At 39.2% G+C, this 19,769-nt stretch carries 18 protein-coding genes; 11 read left to right on the plus strand and 7 right to left on the minus strand.

What is annotated here, in order from left to right; all coding sequences use genetic code 11:
• Window positions 1–349: 349 nt before the first annotated feature.
• The 4 genes from J8281_RS12915 to J8281_RS12925 all read left to right on the plus strand — a co-directional run bounded on the left by J8281_RS12915 (window position 350) and on the right by J8281_RS12925 (window position 2,919).
• The gene (locus tag J8281_RS12915; RefSeq protein ID WP_246849119.1) at window positions 350–1,876 is read left to right on the plus strand and encodes a ParB/RepB/Spo0J family partition protein; all 1,527 of its coding nucleotides are present in this window, start codon (window positions 350–352) and stop codon (window positions 1,874–1,876) included.
• A complete protein-coding gene (locus J8281_RS19720; RefSeq protein WP_246849113.1) occupies window positions 1,854–2,135 on the plus strand; it encodes a hypothetical protein in 282 nt (93 codons plus the stop codon). Before J8281_RS12915 ends, J8281_RS19720 begins: the two co-directional genes overlap by 23 nt.
• A gap of 238 nt (window positions 2,136–2,373) precedes the next feature.
• Entirely contained in the window at window positions 2,374–2,604 is a 231-nt protein-coding gene (locus tag J8281_RS12920) for a hypothetical protein (protein WP_210198050.1), read from the plus strand.
• Between the two features lie 6 nt (window positions 2,605–2,610).
• Window positions 2,611–2,919 (plus strand): hypothetical protein, encoded by a 309-nt coding sequence (locus J8281_RS12925; protein WP_210198051.1) that lies wholly within the window; start codon window positions 2,611–2,613, stop codon window positions 2,917–2,919.
• Window positions 2,920–2,986: 67 nt separating this feature from the next.
• Here the strand turns inward: J8281_RS12925 and J8281_RS12930 are convergent, their stop codons facing one another.
• Window positions 2,987–4,906 (minus strand): nuclear transport factor 2 family protein, encoded by a 1,920-nt coding sequence (locus tag J8281_RS12930; RefSeq protein WP_210198052.1) that lies wholly within the window; start codon window positions 4,904–4,906, stop codon window positions 2,987–2,989.
• Window positions 4,907–5,025: 119 nt separating this feature from the next.
• On the minus strand, window positions 5,026–5,943 hold the full coding sequence (locus tag J8281_RS12935) for an AraC family transcriptional regulator (RefSeq protein WP_210198053.1): 918 nt from the start codon (window positions 5,941–5,943) through the stop codon (window positions 5,026–5,028).
• Between the two features lie 326 nt (window positions 5,944–6,269).
• Here J8281_RS12935 and J8281_RS12940 point away from each other — a divergent pair, with 326 nt between their 5' ends.
• Window positions 6,270–7,262, plus strand: a complete 993-nt coding sequence (locus J8281_RS12940; protein ID WP_210198054.1) for a serine hydrolase — start codon at window positions 6,270–6,272, stop codon at window positions 7,260–7,262.
• Between the two features lie 161 nt (window positions 7,263–7,423).
• Complete coding sequence (locus J8281_RS12945; RefSeq protein WP_210198055.1) at window positions 7,424–7,879, plus strand: GNAT family N-acetyltransferase; 456 nt, start codon at window positions 7,424–7,426, stop codon at window positions 7,877–7,879.
• A gap of 369 nt (window positions 7,880–8,248) precedes the next feature.
• Here J8281_RS12945 and J8281_RS12950 read toward each other — a convergent pair whose 3' ends face one another.
• The 4 genes from J8281_RS12950 to J8281_RS12965 all read right to left on the minus strand — a co-directional run bounded on the left by J8281_RS12950 (window position 8,249) and on the right by J8281_RS12965 (window position 11,054).
• Entirely contained in the window at window positions 8,249–8,539 is a 291-nt protein-coding gene (locus J8281_RS12950; RefSeq protein WP_210198056.1) for a phosphoribosylpyrophosphate synthetase, read from the minus strand.
• Window positions 8,540–8,559: 20 nt separating this feature from the next.
• A complete protein-coding gene (locus J8281_RS12955) occupies window positions 8,560–9,351 on the minus strand; it encodes an SDR family NAD(P)-dependent oxidoreductase (RefSeq protein ID WP_210198057.1) in 792 nt (263 codons plus the stop codon).
• Window positions 9,352–9,381: 30 nt separating this feature from the next.
• Entirely contained in the window at window positions 9,382–10,116 is a 735-nt protein-coding gene (locus tag J8281_RS12960) for a pirin family protein (RefSeq protein ID WP_210198058.1), read from the minus strand.
• Between the two features lie 71 nt (window positions 10,117–10,187).
• Window positions 10,188–11,054, minus strand: a complete 867-nt coding sequence (locus J8281_RS12965; RefSeq protein WP_210198059.1) for an AraC family transcriptional regulator — start codon at window positions 11,052–11,054, stop codon at window positions 10,188–10,190.
• Between the two features lie 306 nt (window positions 11,055–11,360).
• Here J8281_RS12965 and J8281_RS12970 point away from each other — a divergent pair, with 306 nt between their 5' ends.
• Window positions 11,361–12,224 carry a hypothetical protein gene (locus J8281_RS12970; RefSeq protein ID WP_210198060.1) on the plus strand — a complete coding sequence of 288 codons (864 nt, stop codon included), beginning with the start codon at window positions 11,361–11,363 and terminating at the stop codon, window positions 12,222–12,224.
• Between the two features lie 418 nt (window positions 12,225–12,642).
• Here the strand turns inward: J8281_RS12970 and J8281_RS12975 are convergent, their stop codons facing one another.
• The gene (locus J8281_RS12975) at window positions 12,643–15,804 is read right to left on the minus strand and encodes a sigma 54-interacting transcriptional regulator (protein WP_210198061.1); all 3,162 of its coding nucleotides are present in this window, start codon (window positions 15,802–15,804) and stop codon (window positions 12,643–12,645) included.
• Between the two features lie 382 nt (window positions 15,805–16,186).
• Between J8281_RS12975 and J8281_RS12980 the strand changes: the two genes are divergently transcribed.
• From J8281_RS12980 to J8281_RS12995, 4 genes are all read left to right on the plus strand, one after another.
• Window positions 16,187–16,912: an AraC family transcriptional regulator gene (locus tag J8281_RS12980; protein ID WP_210198062.1), complete on the plus strand. Its 726-nt coding sequence runs from the start codon at window positions 16,187–16,189 to the stop codon at window positions 16,910–16,912.
• A gap of 134 nt (window positions 16,913–17,046) precedes the next feature.
• Window positions 17,047–17,271, plus strand: a complete 225-nt coding sequence (locus J8281_RS19840; protein ID WP_256437893.1) for a bestrophin family protein — start codon at window positions 17,047–17,049, stop codon at window positions 17,269–17,271.
• The gene (locus tag J8281_RS12990) at window positions 17,234–17,881 is read left to right on the plus strand and encodes a bestrophin family protein (protein WP_210198064.1); all 648 of its coding nucleotides are present in this window, start codon (window positions 17,234–17,236) and stop codon (window positions 17,879–17,881) included. The genes J8281_RS19840 and J8281_RS12990 overlap by 38 nt, the downstream gene beginning before the upstream one ends.
• A gap of 314 nt (window positions 17,882–18,195) precedes the next feature.
• Entirely contained in the window at window positions 18,196–19,713 is a 1,518-nt protein-coding gene (locus J8281_RS12995; RefSeq protein ID WP_210198065.1) for an aldehyde dehydrogenase family protein, read from the plus strand.
• Window positions 19,714–19,769 lie beyond the last annotated feature (56 nt).

The following is a 19,769-nucleotide window of genomic DNA, read 5'->3' on the forward strand; positions in this document are numbered from 1 at the left end:
TTTTTAATTTTATAGTTCTTTTCCTACTTGCCGATACAATAAGTAACTTTCCTTTGTTTATGGTAGCTTCAAGAGTATGAGGTGTAAATAAGGTGTAAAGAAATAGACTGTTGATAAGTTTAACCCAATTACTACCAAATTTTATGAGTACTCTTAATGTTAAGCGTAAAGATAGTTGTTTATCATACAATATACCCGCAAGGTAAACTCGTAAAATACTTCCATCAAAAGACTACGGCATAAAGCCATCGCTTCTTCCGCTACTCATTTATTCCGTTTCCTTTTGAGCTAAGATTTTAGCTTCCATTTGGTTTCTGCTCAAATATTGTTTAATCAAAAATTGAGTATTATGACAACAAAAGCGAGTACCACAAAGAGAAGAAGTAGAACCAAAACTGCTGGAACTTCTAAAGTAAGCGGAAATCCGGTAAAGCTGGAAATTCAGAATCTACCTATCAGCAAAATCAAGGCTGACCCAGAACAGCCTCGAAAAACCTTTGACGAAAAACATTTGGAACAACTTTCCGAAAGTATCCAACAGCACGGTGTACTGCAACCCATAACGGTAAGGCAACTAAATGGACATTACATCATCGTGATGGGCGAACGCCGATATCGTGCAAGCAAGCTGGCAGGAAAAAAGACCATACCCACTATCGTGAGGACTTATGAGAACAATGATGTTTTGGAAGTTCAAATCATAGAAAATCTACAACGACAGGATGTAGAACCTACCGAGGAAGCCGAGGCGATTGCTTATCTAAGTGAGAAATATTCGCCTACAGAAATTTCGAAACGCCTGGGTAGAACGGACAACTTGATCAGACAACGTCTAAAATTGGCAGGCTTGATAGATGGTTTCAAGCACTATGTGCGTAATGGTGAAATGACAATTTCCCTGGGTGTTGGTGTCGCACTCTTTTCACCAGAAGAACAGCAAATGATGTTGGAAACGATGGGTGAAAATTTCAATGCACATCAAATCAACAGGATGATTAAAGACCAGACCTACGACTTGGAAAAGGCATCTTTTGATGTAAGCGATAAGAAGTTGGTGCCGAAAGCCGGGTCTTGTGTAGAATGTCCGTTCAATGCGGCCAATCAAGGTAATCTGTTCGGTGAGGGTAAAATGGTCTGCACAAAATCAGCTTGTTTTGAGACGAAGAAAAGTAAGTCGTTCCTGAATCTAATTGAAAAATCCAAGAAAGAGAATGTACTACTGATTCCTGAAATACGACAGTATTGGGCAGATGACGAAAGCAATCAGCTCATTATTTCACAGTTGGAAAATAATGGCTTGAAGGTATATCTACTGGATGATGTCGAAATCATCGAAAATCCAATTAAGCCAACAATCGAGGCTATCAAGAAAGAGTACCAACATTACGATTATTCTGATGATGAACTGAATGGCGAACTTAAGGAAGCGATAGAGGATTATAATAAAGAATTGGAAGCATACAATTCAGCCAAAGAAAATGGATTTGTAAATGGTAGCGTTTTTCACCCTGAAACGTACAAAAACAAGGAAGTGTTTGTCAAGATAATTGAGAAATCAAAAGATAAATCAACTGATTATTCAGCGCCATTGGAAAATAGAAAAATGGCAGATTGCACACCTGAAGAACAAATCGTGAAAATCAACGAAAGGGAAATACGTAAGAAGCATATTGAGAACAACAGGCAGTTTGAAGAAATTGTTCAGATGATTCGTGAGACCGAATACATCGATACCAAGAAAACACTATCAAAAGACGAAATGGTCACATTTTCCATTTCATTATTTGAAAACAATGTGGGACTATATGAGCCAACAGAAATACTTTTCAGGGCTTTTGGGAAACACGTCGAAGATGACAGATGTGGAAGTAGTTAAGCATTTCAAGAAGAATTTCAAAAAGGAAATCTTTCACAAGCTGATACGCTATATGCTTATCAAGCAAGTCCATTTTGGCGAGAGCAATCACGTTAATAACTTGACGAACACTTCATTCTACAATGCAATGCAGGGATATTACAAATCCAAAATAGACGGCATTCAAAAGGAATATTCCGAAAAACGAGACAAGCGTGAAGCACGTTTGAAAGAGCGTATCGCGGTTCTTGAAATGAAAATTCAGGAACTGAACGATTAGCTTTTGTTGTTTGAAGAAGGGTCAGTATTCGTGTCGGCCCTTTTTCTTTTTATGATAGAATCTAAAGAGGGACAAAGAGAAAGCAAAGATTTCGATTGAAGAAGCCTGACACACTATCAATCCAGTAAGGAAAATTACACGATTGAAAGTGCTGAAAGTCATTTGGCTTACTACAGGGAAAAGTACCCTCAACACTACTCAGTTTTACTAAGAAATGTCTCACCTAACATCTAATACTATGGAATATTATACTGCAACACAACTCGATTTTGGACTTGATTGTCCACCGTTGCTAGAAAAAACAAAGTCAAAAAAAACCAAAAGAATGAAAAAGAAAGATTTCGTTTTTGACCTCATGGATTGTATGACCAGTCCAATAATTGTTTTCGAATCTGCTTGGAAAGATAGTATTCCTGAAGCAATGCTTAAAAACACTAAATTTTCAAGGCTTATTTCTTCAATACAATGAGAAGAAATGGCTTCTTACACCGAAGCACTTGTCTCTATGATGCCAAGAACGTATGAAGCACCATTGCTTGCGGAATGGGTGAATATTTATACTTGGCTTGGTTTGCAATATGCCTTTGAGAACAAAAGTAAAGAGCAATTTAAGGCTGCTTCAGAAATTGCACCAAAAGAACTTTCGGAGTATGAAAAAGGGTTATTGGATAATTTGAGACGATGGATTTATGAACAAAGAAGAAAAGCTTTGAAAACAAGATGGAAAAGTACAGATTCAACTGAATTAAATAAGACCAGAATGGTTCAGAAAAAGCTATTTTAGTTTCCCTAGCTTTAAAATTGAGAAAGCCGATGACAAGGCCACCGGCCTAATTTTTTTAATCTTTTTTCTATTTCAAATAATTTACTACCTCACTCATCGCTGCGTTTACTGCTTCTTCCTCGAAATACAACTGCTGTTGGTTGAATTCATTCAACCATTTAATATCCTTCTCACCCTCAAGGAGTGAATAGAAGTCTTTCGCTCCTTGGGGTACGGCACCACTTTCGCTATGCACTATGAATACGGGTTGTGAAATCTCTTTTCCAGCCGAAATACCATCGAAAGTCAACCAAGGTTCCCAAGAGCTTACCGCAAAAAGATTGTCGTAATGTGCACCCGCTGCTTTGGCTGGGTCTAAGTAATAATCAAAAGCATTAGCAGGAACATACATTGCACTAAATGGGTCAAGCTCACTCGCTGCAAGGACATAGTCCATCACACCAGTTTCGGCATATTTTTCTTTGGCAGCTTGGGCAGACGCTAATAAGCCATCTGTTCCACCTGGACGCAAATCGTAAATACTTCTAGCTATTTCTGGATTGTGCAACCATGGGGCTACCAAAATCAATTTCTTGATGCGCTCATCTTGAGCGGTTGCGTGTGCCATATACCCTGAGCTTGCACATACGCCAAGTCCTGAGAGATTTTCTTTATCCACATTGGGGTGTTGGGTTAGATAATCTACCGCTGCTTTTATATCGGCAATCTTGAGATTGTAGTCCTCAACAAATCTTGGTTGTCCTTCACTTTCTCCAAATCCTGTGAAGTCGAAAGTTAAAGTGATAAATCCATCCTTGGCCATAACACTGGCATACTCATCTGGCATTTGCTCTTTAACGCTCGTCCAACTACCTGTTACAATGGCTGAAGGGTACTCTTTAGTAGCATCAAAATTGGGAGGTAAGAATAGATGTCCTTTTAGGTTAACTCCGTTGCTGTTGAAGGTTACATCTTCCATTATCACTCCAGAATCTGTGGCAGCACCTGCTTGATGAACAGAATACGTTTCAGGCTGAAGCCCTGGCCAGCTATTCAATAGAATATTTGGATTGAACATCTCAACAAAGTTGTCAATCTTTCCGTTTTCGACCGTAAAGATTCCTACATACGAATTGTTATACGGTTTACCTTCACCAGTGGTTACTGTGCCATTGTATTTTGCTAATACCACATTTGGGTTTTGTGTACCCAAATACGTTACATCATAACTTTGGGTATATTCCATAACGCCAGTATATTGCTTCTTGATGACTTCTATTCCATCCAAACTTTTCGGAAAGTTATTGGGCGACATCGGCATTTCCTGTACTGCGTTTTCAGTGAATACTGCCAGTACATTCTCAAGTTTTCGTTGCTCTAGAGCGTTAAAGAAATCTTCAACTATATTTACAGTTTCAGGGTTCGCTTTCGCGAAAGCGGTTACTTTTCCATCGTTTACCACTTCCATTGCTTTTGCAGGTAAATCTGTATTCCCATTCTGGCTGTAAAGACTAAGGTCGATACGTGCTAATTTCCAAGCACCGTCCTCTTTAATGTATTCGGTATCGTAGCCCGCGAATACAGTCCATTGGTCTCCTTCTAAATAATGTGTTGCGATACCGTCGAATGTAGCAGTGGCTCTATTTCCAGCTAGCCAGATAGCAAAGTTGTGAATCTGGTGTATTGTTCGGTCAAATCCAGGAAGTAATGTTTTCCAACCTGATACAATGGCATCTGGTTTTTGAAATCCGGATGCGCCACCTAAAGCGCTGTAATCTATATAAACGGAATCAGCCATCACTGCTTTTGCTGTATTCCAATCGCGATTGTCTACTGCGTCAAATAGTTTTTCCGCTACATTTCTAATTTCTTTTTTTGCTTCTTTTGTTCTGTCAATTACTGTTGTTTCCATTGCGGTATCTTTTAAATTGTTATTACTCTTTTCGCCTTTGTTTATACAAGCAGTAAGGCTTATTAGTACTGCTACTGTTAGAATTATCTGTTTCATTTTGTGTGTTTTTAATTTTATACACCACAAACTTACAAGCATGGTGAGCCTAATATCCTACAGATATTACAGTGAGAAATACAGATATTACACAGGCGTATTAAAAAAGTGTAAAAAGGTTATTTTGAGCTTGCCTTTCTGAACTGAGAAGGGGTTTGTCCGGTGTGCTTTTTGAAGAAATTGGTAAAATGATTTGGGTAAGAATAATAAAGTTGAAAAGCAATCTCTTTTACCGAGTCATTTGTATTGCGAAGCGTAGATTTGGCTATATTCAATAGGTGTTGCTGTATGTGTTCTGAAGCCGATTTATCCGTAATACGCTTAACGATGGCATTAAAATGGTTGGGATGCAGGTTTAGTTTATCTGCATAATACTGTACTTGATGTGGATGCAAATCTTCATAGGAATGACCAGGTTGGAAACCAAGTTCCATAAACGTTTTAAACCTACTTACGATTTCTAAATCCTGTTTTCGCTGATCTTGGGAAACGGTGACTTTTGAAACATTTCTGGAATATAGCCTTGAAATTTTGTGCAATAGTATATGAAGGTAATGGGCTATGACTTCCTTGCTTGAAGATTGCCCCAACTGGAACTCGAATTGAATATCAGCAAAAAGTTTGGAAAATAGTTCTGCTTCCTGTTCCGTAACTTCCATTGGAACGGTATTATCGTTGAGCAAAAAAGAGAAGGTTTCGGTAATTCGCTTTCGTGGATTGGAACGCCTAAAAAAGTCCTCATTAAAAATAATGTAGTAGCCTTTCCAGTCGGGTGCTATGTCCCAAGATATGATTTGATAAGGACTATTGAAGAAAACTGTAGTTCTTAAATCCTTTGTAGTGTAATTTCCAGTAGTTGCGAAACCGCCGCCATCTATTTTTATGGCTATTGCATAGAACTCATGTTTGAACGGTGGCATCTGATGATGCACACTTTTCATATTGTCCTCAAAGCTGCGTAGGTCGAAGTCGTCCCATTTAGGTGGTGCGATGTTGATACCGTTGCAATATTCTTTTAAGGTTGAAAAGTGTTTCAAATATCCGTTAGGTTTTTTTACAAATTTACGGAAATACTGCATCTATTCTGTTCGGCACTTTTCCTACTTACCGCTTGGGCTTAAAAAGATGCTACGTTAGTTAGCCAAAATTGTGAATAGAGTCCGTCTTCAATTTTGAAATAGTTAAAGTTATCCGGATAAAGAATAGGGATAACATTATATTTGGTACAGATATAACTATTTGGCGTTAATTAAAACAAACACTTGAAATGAAATACACTTTTAGAATTTTAATAGTCCTAATCTGCATTTCTACAATAGGTTGTAAGAACAATAATTCAAATAAAAAAACTCAAGACAGAGAGTTGGCTGACAACTATTCAAAAAGAATTGACAGTTTAATACAAGTAAAGGAACCTCACTTTTTCAATGGCGTTATCCTGATAACTAAAGATGATAAAACAGTTTATAAGAAAGAGCATGGCTATTCAGATTTAGACAAAAAAGAACTTATTTCTTTAGATGACAAATTCAGAATATGGTCTAATAGTAAGCAGATTACAGCAGTACTCATTCTGAAAGAGGTTGAAAAAGGCACTATTGATTTACATAAACCAATTAAGGAGTACCTGCCGAATTTCAATCAGCCTTGGGCGGACTCTGTAACTGTTCATCACTTATTGAATATGTCATCTGGAGTAACGGATATTCAGAAACCTTTAGCATTTGAATTGGGTACGGACTTCCATTACAGTAATCCTTCTTATGGGTTATTGAGCAGAATTTTAGAGAACATAACTGGTAAAAAATTTGCAGAGTTGGCTAATTCACTCTTTGCAGAATTAGGAATGGAAAACAGTTATGCTTATAAATATGGTCAAAATGATACTGATTTAATTGACGGACATTGGATTTTTGAAGACGATTTTAGAACAGCCACATTCGAAGAATATGAATTTACCAAAAAATCCTGGGAAGAAATGCTTCCAGGAGGAGGAATGGTTTCAAACGCCTACGATTTAAATCTTTGGGACAAGAAACTACACAACGGAGGTCTGCTAAAAAATGAAACCTATGCCCTTATGACCACTTCAGACGTAATTGATAATTCAGACGTTGACAAAGGACTAAAGTATGGTTATGGAGTTAATATCGATGAAAGCTATCCCTTAAAATATATTGGACATCGCGGAAGAGGAATGGGTTATGTGAGCTTCAAATTTTATGTACCAGAGAAAAATTTAGATGTGATTATATTGGAAAATGTCTATCACGATCACGAAGACCCAAATGTAGTCTATCATTTTGAAACTCAGATACGAAATATTGTTATGAATAGTAACTTAGTGAAACAATAACTACCGCCAACATTGTAAAAAATAATAGCGGTTTAATCGCTAGAATGAAAATGAAATATATAAATCAAACGTCGGTAACAAACGGAAAATTAAGTGCATAAAATCCGCTACTATTCTTATACGTTACCGTTGACCACATGCCGAAAAAATCGAAATCAATAATGATATTTAGAAAAGCAACAAAAAATGATGTTTCAAAAATTGTGGAAATGATTGCGGATGATGAGCTTGGCAAAACAAGAGAAAATTTCCAAACACCATTGCCGACTGAATATCATAACGCTTTTGAAAATATAAATGCTGACCAAAATCAAGAGCTGATTGTTATCGAAAATGAAAACTCTGAAATTATTGGAACTTTACAATTATCATTTATCCAATATCTGACTTATCGCGGTGGTATTAGAGCTCAAATAGAAGCTGTAAGAATCAGAAAAAACAGAAGAGGACTCGGAATTGGAAAAATAATGTTTGAGTGGGCTATTAATAGAGCTAAAGAACGGAATGCACATTTGTTACAACTAACGACGGACAAAAAAAGACCTAAGGCAATTAAATTCTATGAAGACTTGGGATTTAAAGCTACTCACGAAGGAATGAAAATGCACCTTGAATGAAAAAAGCCAGTTGCCAACAAAATGCATAATTAATTGCTTCCGATTTTCCTTTCGGAAAATCCTCACAAGCGAAAAACCTAATTAATTTCAACTAAATTTTGGCAAAATTAAGCGCAACTTACTATACACAGAGGCGTTACTAGCTACTCTTGTATCAATTCACCCCATTCCACCTGCATTTCGCGAAAAGCTACATTCTGGGAGGCAGCGCTTCACTACAAATACCTTGGACACAATCCCCAATTTCAGCTTTCCTTTCCGTTAACCCTCTCCGTCCCGATAGCTATCGAGAATGGTAAGGAACACTTTATATCTAGCAAAAAGTGTGAAGCGCGTTTTCTTTTTTAAAAGGAAAGCTAATTATCACAATTATTTTAATTTATCCAACAGTTCCTTTGAAACCTCGCTATAGACACCATAGGAATCCACTAACAAACCTTTAACTCCTGACTTCGTGGAAATCGCATAAAGAACCGAATTATCATCCACACTACTCATCCCTTCAAAACGGTGTTTTTCCATCACCTTAAATTCCTTAGGTCTGTAATACATCTTTAGTACGGGACAATAAATTTTATCTTGCTGTAAGTTAAAGTCCTGAGTAAACCCCTTCGACTTTAAGTCGTTTATAGCTTCTACTAAATTATCGTAAGCATTCATAATTTTCTTTAGTTTAAAGTTTAAAGTGCAGTCTCACCGCCATCCACGGGAATCAAGATGCCCGTTAAATAATCAGACAATCCAGAAGCGGCAAAGGCAACCGTTTTTGCAATATCATCTGGATTTGCCATGCGTTGCAAAGGTAAACGGCTTTCAAAATCTTTAAGCCCTTTATCTACATCTGGGTTTTCACGCAATTTTTGAGTGCCAGGTGTATCCACCAATGTCGGTGCCACAGTAATCGCTTTGATACCATACTGACCCAACTCGACCGCTTGAGATTTAGTTAGCCCTGCGATGGCATGTTTTGAAGCGACGTAGTGCGCTGAATTTCCCGCCGTTTTTAATGCAGCCGTTGAGGCAATGTTAATGATTTTCCCAGGCGTTTTTGAGGTAATCATATGCTCTGAAACAAACTGGGAAAGCATAAAAACACCTTTCAAATTAATCGACATCAGGAAATCAAAGTCTTTTTCCTTGATATCGCGAAGAGACATCATTGGGTAAACACCAGCGTTGTTGACCAAAATATCAATAGTACCAAAATCGTCGCCAATAGCTTTGACCAAGGCTTCAAGTTTTCTAACATTAGAAATGTCAACGGCGTAACCTTTTGCTGTTACCGCATACTTTTTAGCAAGTTCAGAAGCTGTTTGCTTTGCTTTTTCCTCATTAAGGTCAGCAATAGCAACATTGGCACCCATTTCAGCCAGTCTGTTTGCAATTTGTAATCCGATACCTTGAGCGGCACCTGTAATAACGGCCAATTTTCCTTTAAGTGAGATAAGCTCAATGATTGTTTTAGTCTCCATTATTTCTAATTTTTAAAGATTAATTTTTATTTAAACACCACTATACATTCCGTTACGGCTATAGGGTTTGTTTTCATCCAGTTCAAAAAGAACTACATCGGTGGTTTTATTGGGATTTAACTCTACATCTTCATTTTTGAATATCAGGGAATCGCCAGCTTCCAGTTTTGATGCACCCGCTGAGATACTTCCACTGAATACGTAGAGGACATAGGTTTTATTCGCTTTCGCGAAAGCGGTAATCGGTTCATCCAAACGAGCGTCGTAGACTGTAACTTCAGAGTTTATTTCAATGATATCATTCTGCTTATCAAACCCTGCTATTTTTCGTAATTGGTTATGGCTGTAGGCTTCAGATAGCTTGCTGAATTGCACCCTTGGCTTGAGGTCATCTTCGGCAGGGCGCATAAAAATCTGTAGCATATTTACGTCCTCACCATCTTCTGGGATGGATTCCTGATGGTAGATACCACTACCGGCATTCATCATCATCAATGTGGTGTTGCTTAATATTTTGGTGTCACCCTCAGTATCCTCGTGAACCAAATTTCCGGTACGGATGTAGGACAATATTTCGTCATTTTTGTGCGGATGCATCCCTACGAAAACACCAGGTTTAAGATGCCCATGGTCAAACCTCCCCAATTGAGCGAGCCCACGTTTTTCGGTGTGATTTTCCAGGACAAGACCAGGAAAGTGAATGTCTATGTTAAAATCACCTTTATGGATTTGATGCGCTTGTTCTTTTCTTAAAATTGTTTTCATCTTGATTTCTGTCTCGATTACCTTACAAATCTCTGAAAATGAAACAGGTGAAAAAAGGTCAGAACATCGGCTTAACTGGTCAAAATTTCGTTTTGGTAGGTTGAAGGTGAAATACCCGCGTATTTTTTGAAATATTTGCCAAAACTGGATGGATTCGGGAAATTGAGCTGATAAGCTACCTCACTGGATGTAAGATTAGGGTCCTGCAACAAAATCTTTGCCTCTAAAATCATTAAGTTATGCAGTACTTGACTTGCCGTACGACCCATTTCTCTTTTTACCACTTCTGAAAGATGTTTGGGTGTGGTGTTGAGTTCATCGGCATAAAACTGGACATTTCTGTACATCTTGATATGTTTTCCTGCTAGTGCTTTGAATTGATAACTCAGACTGAAAGCATCAGAACGGCTTGTTTTATCTCGAAACTCATCGATTAAATAACAAAGGATGGCTACTTGGTGGCGCACCAGAGCCTCTTTGTTGGGATGACGGTCGTCTAAAAACAATGTAAGCTGTTCAAAAGCTTTTTCAAATTTTAGCCTGAACCGTTCGTTCAAGTGAAGTGCAGACATATCAGATTCCTCAAAAAAAGCGAACTGATTGAGCATTTGGCTATTGGAAAACAATGACGAAAAAAAGTCACGGGTAAAAAACATGGTCTCAACTAGGGCAGATTTATAGGTGTTGGTCCACTTGCGAATCACATTGGGTCCCATAGTGAGCAGTGCCGGTGCTTTTATATCGAAATCTGTAAGGCCAGAGGTTAGAAACAGTTGCCCTTTCTTAACAAAACCGATTCCGTAAGTTTCGGTTCGGTACGGTTCTTCTGGGTAGGTAGAATCGCCGTCAAACCGCTTAAGGAAATAGCGATTTTCGTGTCCCTCGATGGCGAAGGCTTTTTTAAAAGAGGCGACGTTATGGCGTTTGATTATGCTCATAATTGTAAGCAATAAAATATAAAAAATTTTGCAAAAATCCACTCAGCACATTCCCCTACATTTCGCGAAAAGCTACATTCCGGGAAAAGAGCTTCAATACAAAGTCTTGGACACACCTGTTGTTTTGCTTCCTACATTCCGTTAACCCGAACCGCCACGACGGCACGGGAAACTTCATTACGTCTCAAAAAACAGGTAAGTCCGCTTTACAACTTAATAAAAAGTTATGTTTAGCCCTGTCTGAAAACAAGATAAGACTATATTTGTTACAGATATAACGAACTGTGATTAATCTGACAAAATCCTATGAAAAAGAAGATTTTATGGACATTCCCTATATTGATTGGAGCGGTTTTGCTTTTTGTAGCTTTTCTTTTCATAGAAGATTCAACCTATAAAAAATTTGAAATGGATAACCACCCGAAAGAAAATAGAAAGGCTTTGATAGTTACTTGGAAAACAGATGACCAAACTAATTTCTGGGAAACTTATAGCAATGAAATACAACCTACAATCAAAGACCTTTATCAGAAAGAACTTGTGGGCGAAGTCTTTCCACTCGAACATAAACCATTAAATTTTAAAGATAGTGGGTTGGATTGGACAAATTGTATAATCATTATGCTTTCCGAAAATCAATTTGACTCAGAAATAGACTCTATGCTAATATCAGCAATTGAACAATCTACAATCAAAAATCATTTTCGTGCGTTGGATTTAGCCAGAGTTCAAAAGAATTTGGACATGTTCTACCCAAAGAATAATGGTATCGAAAGAGAGCCAAAAATGAAACAGACCATTGAGTATTTGTTTTCAAAGCCAGACGCACGAAAAAAGTACTATGAAGACCAATACAAGTTCTCTGGACCTGCAATGAAAGACTTGTATAATAGAGACAAAGCAGGTAGATTTATTGGGTTTGAAATTGAGAAACGGATTACCGCTAAAAAAGATGTACCCGAATGGGATTTGATACATCTTATTGGATTTACCACTTGGCAAGAAATAAAAGCCATACCATTTTTTCACGGAACTTGGAACAAACACGCTGAAAGAGCATTTGGTGATGGTATGACTTTTAAGAAAAAAGTTGCTGAATGGAATGAAATACGAACGAACGTTAAAAGCAGTACCAAACAGAATTTTGAACTGACATTGAGAAAAAACTAAGCTCAATACCGTATAACCACAATAGCGGTCGAAGGGATAAAACGAAACCTAATTCATAAATTTGAGGTCAGTTGTAAGCAGAAAGATTTGTGCTCTAAAACCACTACTGTTCTTATACCAAACCGTTCTCGAAACCACTCAGCACATTCCCCTGCATTTCGCGAAAAGCTACATTCCGCGAAAAGAGCTTCACTAAAATAGTCTTAGAGATAATCCCCAATTTTAACTTGATATTCCTTCAGGCATTTCCTTGAAACTCGGAATGAAAACTATAACCCCTGGCATAAATCATACATATCTAACGAATTTAAACGTGTTATACATATTATTATACTCGTCTAGGGTTTCTATTTAGAATCAAGATTTCGGCTTTTGTTACCTTATAAAAAAGTCTTTTCTTTTTAATAAATACTTTTACCTACTCTATGCTATGTTTACGCTTAATTCCTAATTTGCGCATTTTACTCTCCAAGGTAGAACGGTTCATATTCAATATGGCGGCAGCACCGCCCTCCCCACTAATTCTTCCGTTGGTAAATTTTAGGGTGTTCATAATTAAATCAATTTCAGCCTGGCGATATGTCTTTAAGGGTTGCAGGCCATCATCAGTTTTGGTTATTACCGCAGGACTTTTTCCAATAACCACCTCCAAGGTATTGGACTTGGATACAATCATAGCGCGCTCAATGATGTGTTCCAACTCACGGATATTACCAGGCCAGGAATAGTTGAGAAGTGCTTTTAAGGACTTGTCGCTTGCCCTCTTTATGTTCTTGCCCACACGTTTCCCATGCTTCTTCAAAAAATGCTGTACCAGTTCAGGGATATCCTCCTTTCGCTCTCGAAGTGGTGGCACGTGAATCGGGAACACATTGAGACGATAGAACAAATCGCTTCTAAAAGTATTGTTGGCTACTTCTACTTCAAGGTTGCGGTTGGTGGCGGCAATGACACGCACGTCGGGCTGAATCACCTCATTGCCGCCAAGCCGCTCAAATTCCCTTTCTTGAAGCACACGAAGCAGCTTTGCCTGTAATTCTATAGGCATTTCGCCAATTTCATCTAAAAAAATAGTGCCTCTGTGAGCCAGTTCAAACTTTCCGATGCGCCGCTTATCCGCTCCGGTAAAGGCTCCTTTTTCATGCCCGAATAATTCAGATTCCAATAATTCTGCTGGTAACGTGGCACAGTTAAGCTTTATAAAATTGTATTTGGCGCGGTTGCCACCACGATGCAGCGACCTTGCAATCAACTCTTTTCCTGTTCCGGTTTCACCAGTAATTAGTACATTGCTATTAATGTTGGCCACCTGCCTTACCTGGTCAAAAACCAGTTTCATAGCTTCACTTTGCCCAATGATTTCGCCAAAATTGTATTGTAACTGTACCTCCTTTTCAAGATAGGCTTTCTCTTGAGATATCTGCTCGTTCAACCTGAGTACCTCTTGGTAATGCAACTGCTTTTCCAGGCCAAGAGTAAAGGAATCGGATATGGTGTTAAATAGGGCAATATGTTCTTGGGCAAAGGTCTTATCATTTCTGCTGGAAAATGAGATATAGAGCTTTCGGTTATCGGTCACGGTGATTGGAAAAACCATAATGCTTTTTGTATTAAAGGCATGTACCATGCCCTTTAAAAAAGAGTTGTTTTTTGCCTTGTTGTACAATGACTTGCCGCTGATGATAGTGGTTTTTGACAAATCATCACTATTCAATGCCTGTTGATAGGTTTTTTGTTCCAACTCCGTCAATTTGAGAAACGTGGTACTGCTTAAGGTGCGGTATTCATTGGCGCCTATTTCTTCAAAAGTTAGAGCAGGTATCGTGGCTGTAACGCTTGGCATGTTAAAAGATAGCGTGCTAAAAGGAAAATAGGGCCGCAGCAACTTAGCAATGGTAAGCAGTTTTATGTCCCAATTTGTTTCCTCATTAAGGGCATTGACCAAGGCGACCTGCAACGCTTTTTCCTTTTCACGCTGTTGGATGTCTTCATTGGCAATGATGTTGCTAAGCGCCACGCTCATCTGGTCAGTGATACTCTTGAACAAGGGCAACTGCCCGTCAAAAGCATTTTCCTCTTTGCTCCAGAAATAGAGCAGGCCGATGGTGTTTTTTCCTTTTTTGAGTGCAGCGGCAATGACGCTCTTAAAAATGCGTACATCAGGCTGCTCGAAGTGGGGATGTTCGAGTTCATCGTAAATCTCGGTGCCCATCATAACCAACTGTTTTATGATGATATGCTTTGTAGCTCCGGTGATAGGTAGCCAGCCTTTAAGCCCGTGTTCTTTCAACGTGAAGTTGATACCGATTTCATAACTGTAGTCGACTATCAGGTCACGTTCTCGTTCGTTTTCAAAATCCAGATGAAATAGTCCCGCATCATCAAACAGAAACACTTTTTGCAGCTTGTCAAAAATGGCTCTGACCAGTTCTGGCCCGGTGGTGATGTTGGCAATACTTTCGGTAACGGCCAGCAGGTCTTCGGTTTTTTTCTTTTCGGCAAGCAGTTGCTCATTGGCCAGTACATTGCTTACCGCCACGGCCAGCTGGTCGGCTATGGCCTGGAAGAGCGGGAAATCTTGTTCAGAATAGAAATTATCTTGTTTGCTATTAAAGGCCAACATCCCTATTTTTTTACCCTGATACATCAAGGGACCACCGAAGATTTGTTTGAGGCCGACTCCTCTCATAAACGGGTAAAAGGGATGTCCGGGAAAACGTTCCATCAATTCGTTAAGCGAAAGAACAAGCGGACCTTTCTGAACAAACACATCTACCGATGCATGGTTGGGCAGGTATTCTTCAATGCCCGCTTCACTTGCCCGATTAGTCTCCGAACTATGCCCATCGGTTACGGCCAAGTCCCGATGATAATTACCCGATTCATCAAAATGAAACAGGCCAAAATCATCAAATTTTACCAAGGGCTGAATCCGTTCAAAAATAACCTTGAACAACTTCTTTCTGTCTTGAATCTGTGCCACCGCCTCACTTATACCCAGCAAGGTGTCTTTGAACTGCTTTTCCTCCAAAAGTTGCTCAATGGCCAGTACATTGCTGACTGCCACGGCCAGTTGGTCACAAATCGCTTGAAACAACGCAAAGTGCTCTGATGTAAAATGCCCTTTTATGGTCGCGTTGAAATTGAGCAGGCCTAGTGTTTTTCCGCCTACCTGCAACAGCCCGCTGAGTCCTTCAGGGATGCTATGGGAAAGCAAGGTCTCAAAATACGGCCATTCAGGAAATTTTATCTGCAGCTCTTGATAGTCGAAAACAACAGGCCTATCTGCTCTTTCCAGTTGGTCAATCGCCCATTCCAAGACACTGCCAAGATACCTCATCACATCATCACCTCTGGCTTTAAATATTTTACTAACTTCAGAAGGACTGATATTTTGATAGGTCACCGCCCAGTCTTTGACGGTCGTCTTGTCTTCACTTACAATAAACAGACCGATATCATTAAAACCAAAAAACGGCTTCCATAGAGCAATGATGTTTTCCAAAAGTTGTTGTGGGTTTTTGGTATGCGCAATCACTTGCCCAGCCTGAAAGAGTCGCTCGTAATCTTGTTTGCGCATACAGCCTTGTAATTAATGGTTAAATTTCATCACATTAAAAATAGCAAAAGATGATATATCAACATAATCATTCATATTAATTTTGGATGAACACTTTGTGTAAATTTATTTAATTACTGATAATCAGAGCTTTAATAAATTATTTTTTCAAATCAATAATGCTGGTATATCCTTTGGCATAATGAAACAAGAATTATTATGAATTGTTATGCAATTATTACAAGAATTACTCAATAAACCAGAGTTTAGGATAGCACATGAAACAGAGCATTGGCATTTTGCCAGAATAGAAAAGGTGTACCTTAGAAAACAGCTCAACCACAAACTCAAGCCCAACTGCATCATGCTGTTCATCTGTTTTGACAAGAAAACTACGGCGCACTTGCTTCATACTTCCACTGGCCATCATAAATGGGATATGTTTGAAGACCAACACCTGCATTTTGAGTTTACCGATATCAGCAAGAACGTCGTTAACGGGCAACCCTATATCTTTGGCGCCAAAGAGGGCAGTATCGTTGAGCTGATGCCCAATGGACGATATCCCAAAACACAGGAACGCCCTATATTGTTGGACGGATTGAGCCGCCAGTTATTGGCACGGCTTATGTCAGAGCTTAAAATAAAGGACGAGCCAACTGATATACAATATCTGAATGCTTTGGTGCACTCGTTGGTGGCACATCTGTTATGCTTAAGGTATCGGCACGATGTAGATATCCTTGGTATGGGGCTTACACCAGTACAGGTAGGGAAGGTCACAACGTACATGAACAAACACCTGGCCGCGTCGATTACCCTTAAGGATTTGGCAAATTCCCTAAACCTGAGTCAGGGTTACTTAAGCTCTAGATTTAAGCAAAGTACCGGACTTAGCCCTTTCAATTACCTCAAAAAATTACGTATGGAAAAGGCGCTAGAACTTTTACAGCATACCGATATGCTTATCATACAAATTGGCATGGAAGTGGGCATTAACAACCATTCCCAGTTCTGCAGAACTTTTAAAAAATTCTTCGGCCATCCACCAAGCCATATTAGAAAAGCAACTTCTTCAGCATCATTACCAAAAAATCGAAACCACAAAAATGGCAATGGTATCCAATAAAAGCAAAGCATTGATTTATCCTATTTTTTAATTGATGGTGAAAGTAATTTCCTAAAAACATGATTGTCAGTAAACATTTTCGCCTAGGCGATATCCTGAAATATACTTGAAAATGGTTGTTGTTATATTTGCTGTTGTCTTCCTTATCGGTCTATGGCTATAAAGAACTTCATTTTGTTTTTATGCAACTGCCATTAATATCCATTATCCTCATGGGAACGGCACTTTCCGTTTTATTGGGTTTTAGGATGAATGCAGCTTACGAGCGTTGGTGGGAAGCACGAAAGGTTTGGGGCAGTATTATCAACGATTCCAGAAGTTTTGCACGTCAGGTTATCGGGTATTTTTCACCCTTTTAAAAATGAAGATGAAGACTACGAAATGATAAAGGCTGTGGTGTACCGTCAAATCGCCTTTGTCAATGCACTCAAGCTACATTTAAGAAAACAAGAACAATGGCATATCCTACGAGACTTTCTGGCCAAAGAAGAGTTTGAAGACATTGAACTAGAGCACAACAAACCGCTTGCGCTGTTGCTTGCCCAAAGGCAACAACTTTCCAAGGCTCGAAAATATGAGAAAATCGACGTGTATATGATGATTCAGATGGACACGACCCTTAATAGATTATGCGACCAATTGGGTATTTCCGAACGTATCAAGAATACAGTATTCCCCAAACCCTACAGTTACATATCCTATATTTTTGTACATATATTCTCTTGCCTGCTTCCTTTTGCACTGTTATCGCAAACAGGCTACTTTACCATTCCCTTGACCTTGCTCATTGTGTTCATTTTTAATTCCATTGAGCAGATTGCTTTTGATATCGAAAACCCTTTTGAGGACAGGGACAATGATATTCCGATGTCTGCCTTATGCAGGATGATAGAGATTGATTTAAAGAATATGCTTCAGGAGGAAATCACACTTAATTATATAATGTCCAAAAAGGGCATTTTGATGTAATTGAAACTAAAGTTTAAGAGGTGTTCTTATCAATTATACCAATTAAGTTTTGAAATATCGTATAAAAAATTTGAATTATTTTTTGTACAGATGAACTAAAAAATTGAAGCATAGCTAAAGTTACGGTTCTATTTTTTAGTGAAATATGAGCAAAAAAGAAACCAATTTTATGCGGCATTTCTGAGCTTAGTTGGTATTACTTCAATTTATATCAAAAAATGTCAAATGGTATCAAAAGTGCAAAGAAGAGCTGGTGATGATTTTTCAATTTTACAGTGAATGTTAAAACCGTTGTTTAATTAAAAAATAATATCATGTCAGAAGTATTAGAATTACCAAAGCAAGATTTGGGGCCTGCATCAGGATTCCTGTCAAAAACCGTTCAACTTTTCATAGATGGCGAATTTGTGGATGCCGCCTCGGGAGAGATCTTTGAAACCACCAATCCAGCCACAGGGGAAAAATTAGCAGACATTGCTCTTGGCGATGCCGCAGATATCAATAAGGCCGTTGATGCTGCAAGACAAGCGTTCGATAAAGGTCCTTGGTCCAAGATGACACCATCTGAGCGTCAAAAAATTCTTTATAAGATAGGTGACCTCATTCTGGAAAATGCAGACGAACTAGCTTATCTCGAAAGTCTGGACAACGGTAAACCTTTCTCTGTCGCTAGAGCAGCAGACATTCCTTTAACGGCAGATTTATTTCATTATATGGCGGCGCATGCCCGAACCATGGAAGGCGCCATCATACCAGTTTCCGATATTGCCGTGCCCGGTGCTGAGTTTCATGCCTACACTTTGCGTGAAGCGATTGGCGTTATTGGCCTTATCACACCGTGGAACTATCCTTTATTGATTGCAGCGGGATGGCAAATGGCAGGTGCCTTGGCCGCCGGTAATACGATTGTCCTAAAACCCTCGGAAGTGACACCACTGTCTATAATGCGATTTGCCGAGCTGGCCAAAGAAGCTGGCGTTCCCGATGGTGTCATCAACATCGTGCCAGGAAACGGATTGGGTGCGGGTACCACCTTGACCGAGCACGACCTTGTGGACAAAATAGGCTTTACAGGTTCGGTACGCACTGGAAGAAGCATCCTGCATACCGTGGCTGATGGTAACCTTAAAAAAGTAACCTTAGAACTCGGTGGAAAATCCCCAGACATTATCATGGACGATGCCGATTTGGAAAAAGCCATTCCAGGGGTAGCCATGGGTATTTTCTTTAACCAAGGGGAGTGTTGTTGTGCTGGTTCCCGCTTATTGGTGCACAAATTGGTGTACAACGAAGTGTTGGAGGGCTTGAAAAAAGAAGCCGAGAAAATCAAGTTGGGTTCAGGCCAGAGCGACACCACAGATATGGGACCTGTAGTGAGCCAAAAACAGGAGGATACCATTATGAGCTATATCAATTCTGGTATTGAAGAAGGTGCTACCCTGGTAACAGGTGGCAAAAAAGTTGGGGAGCAGGGCCACTTTATTGAGCCTACCATTTTTGCAGATGTTAACCGCGATATGAAAATTGTGAAAGAGGAAATCTTTGGCCCGGTACTCGTAGTACAATCCTTTGAAACGCTGGAGGAAGCCATAGAGATGGCCAATGACACCGAATTTGGATTGGGTGCTGGTATTTGGACAGAGAGCCTGGCCAATACCCATCAGTTGGCCAAAGCCATAAAAGCAGGAACGGTGTTCGTTAATTGCTATAATGTGTTTGATGCGGCAACACCATTTGGTGGTTACAAAATGTCCGGTTGGGGAAGAAACCGTGGTAAGGAAGCTTTTGAAGCCTTTACGGAAACTAAGGCGGTGTACGCAAAACTCAATTAATCCATTGAAAAAGGCAGAAAGTAATGGCTACCATCTGCCTTTTTCACTTTAAATTC

The sequence above is a fragment of the Aquimarina sp. U1-2 genome, from assembly GCF_017897595.1.
Taxonomy (GTDB): domain Bacteria; phylum Bacteroidota; class Bacteroidia; order Flavobacteriales; family Flavobacteriaceae; genus Aquimarina.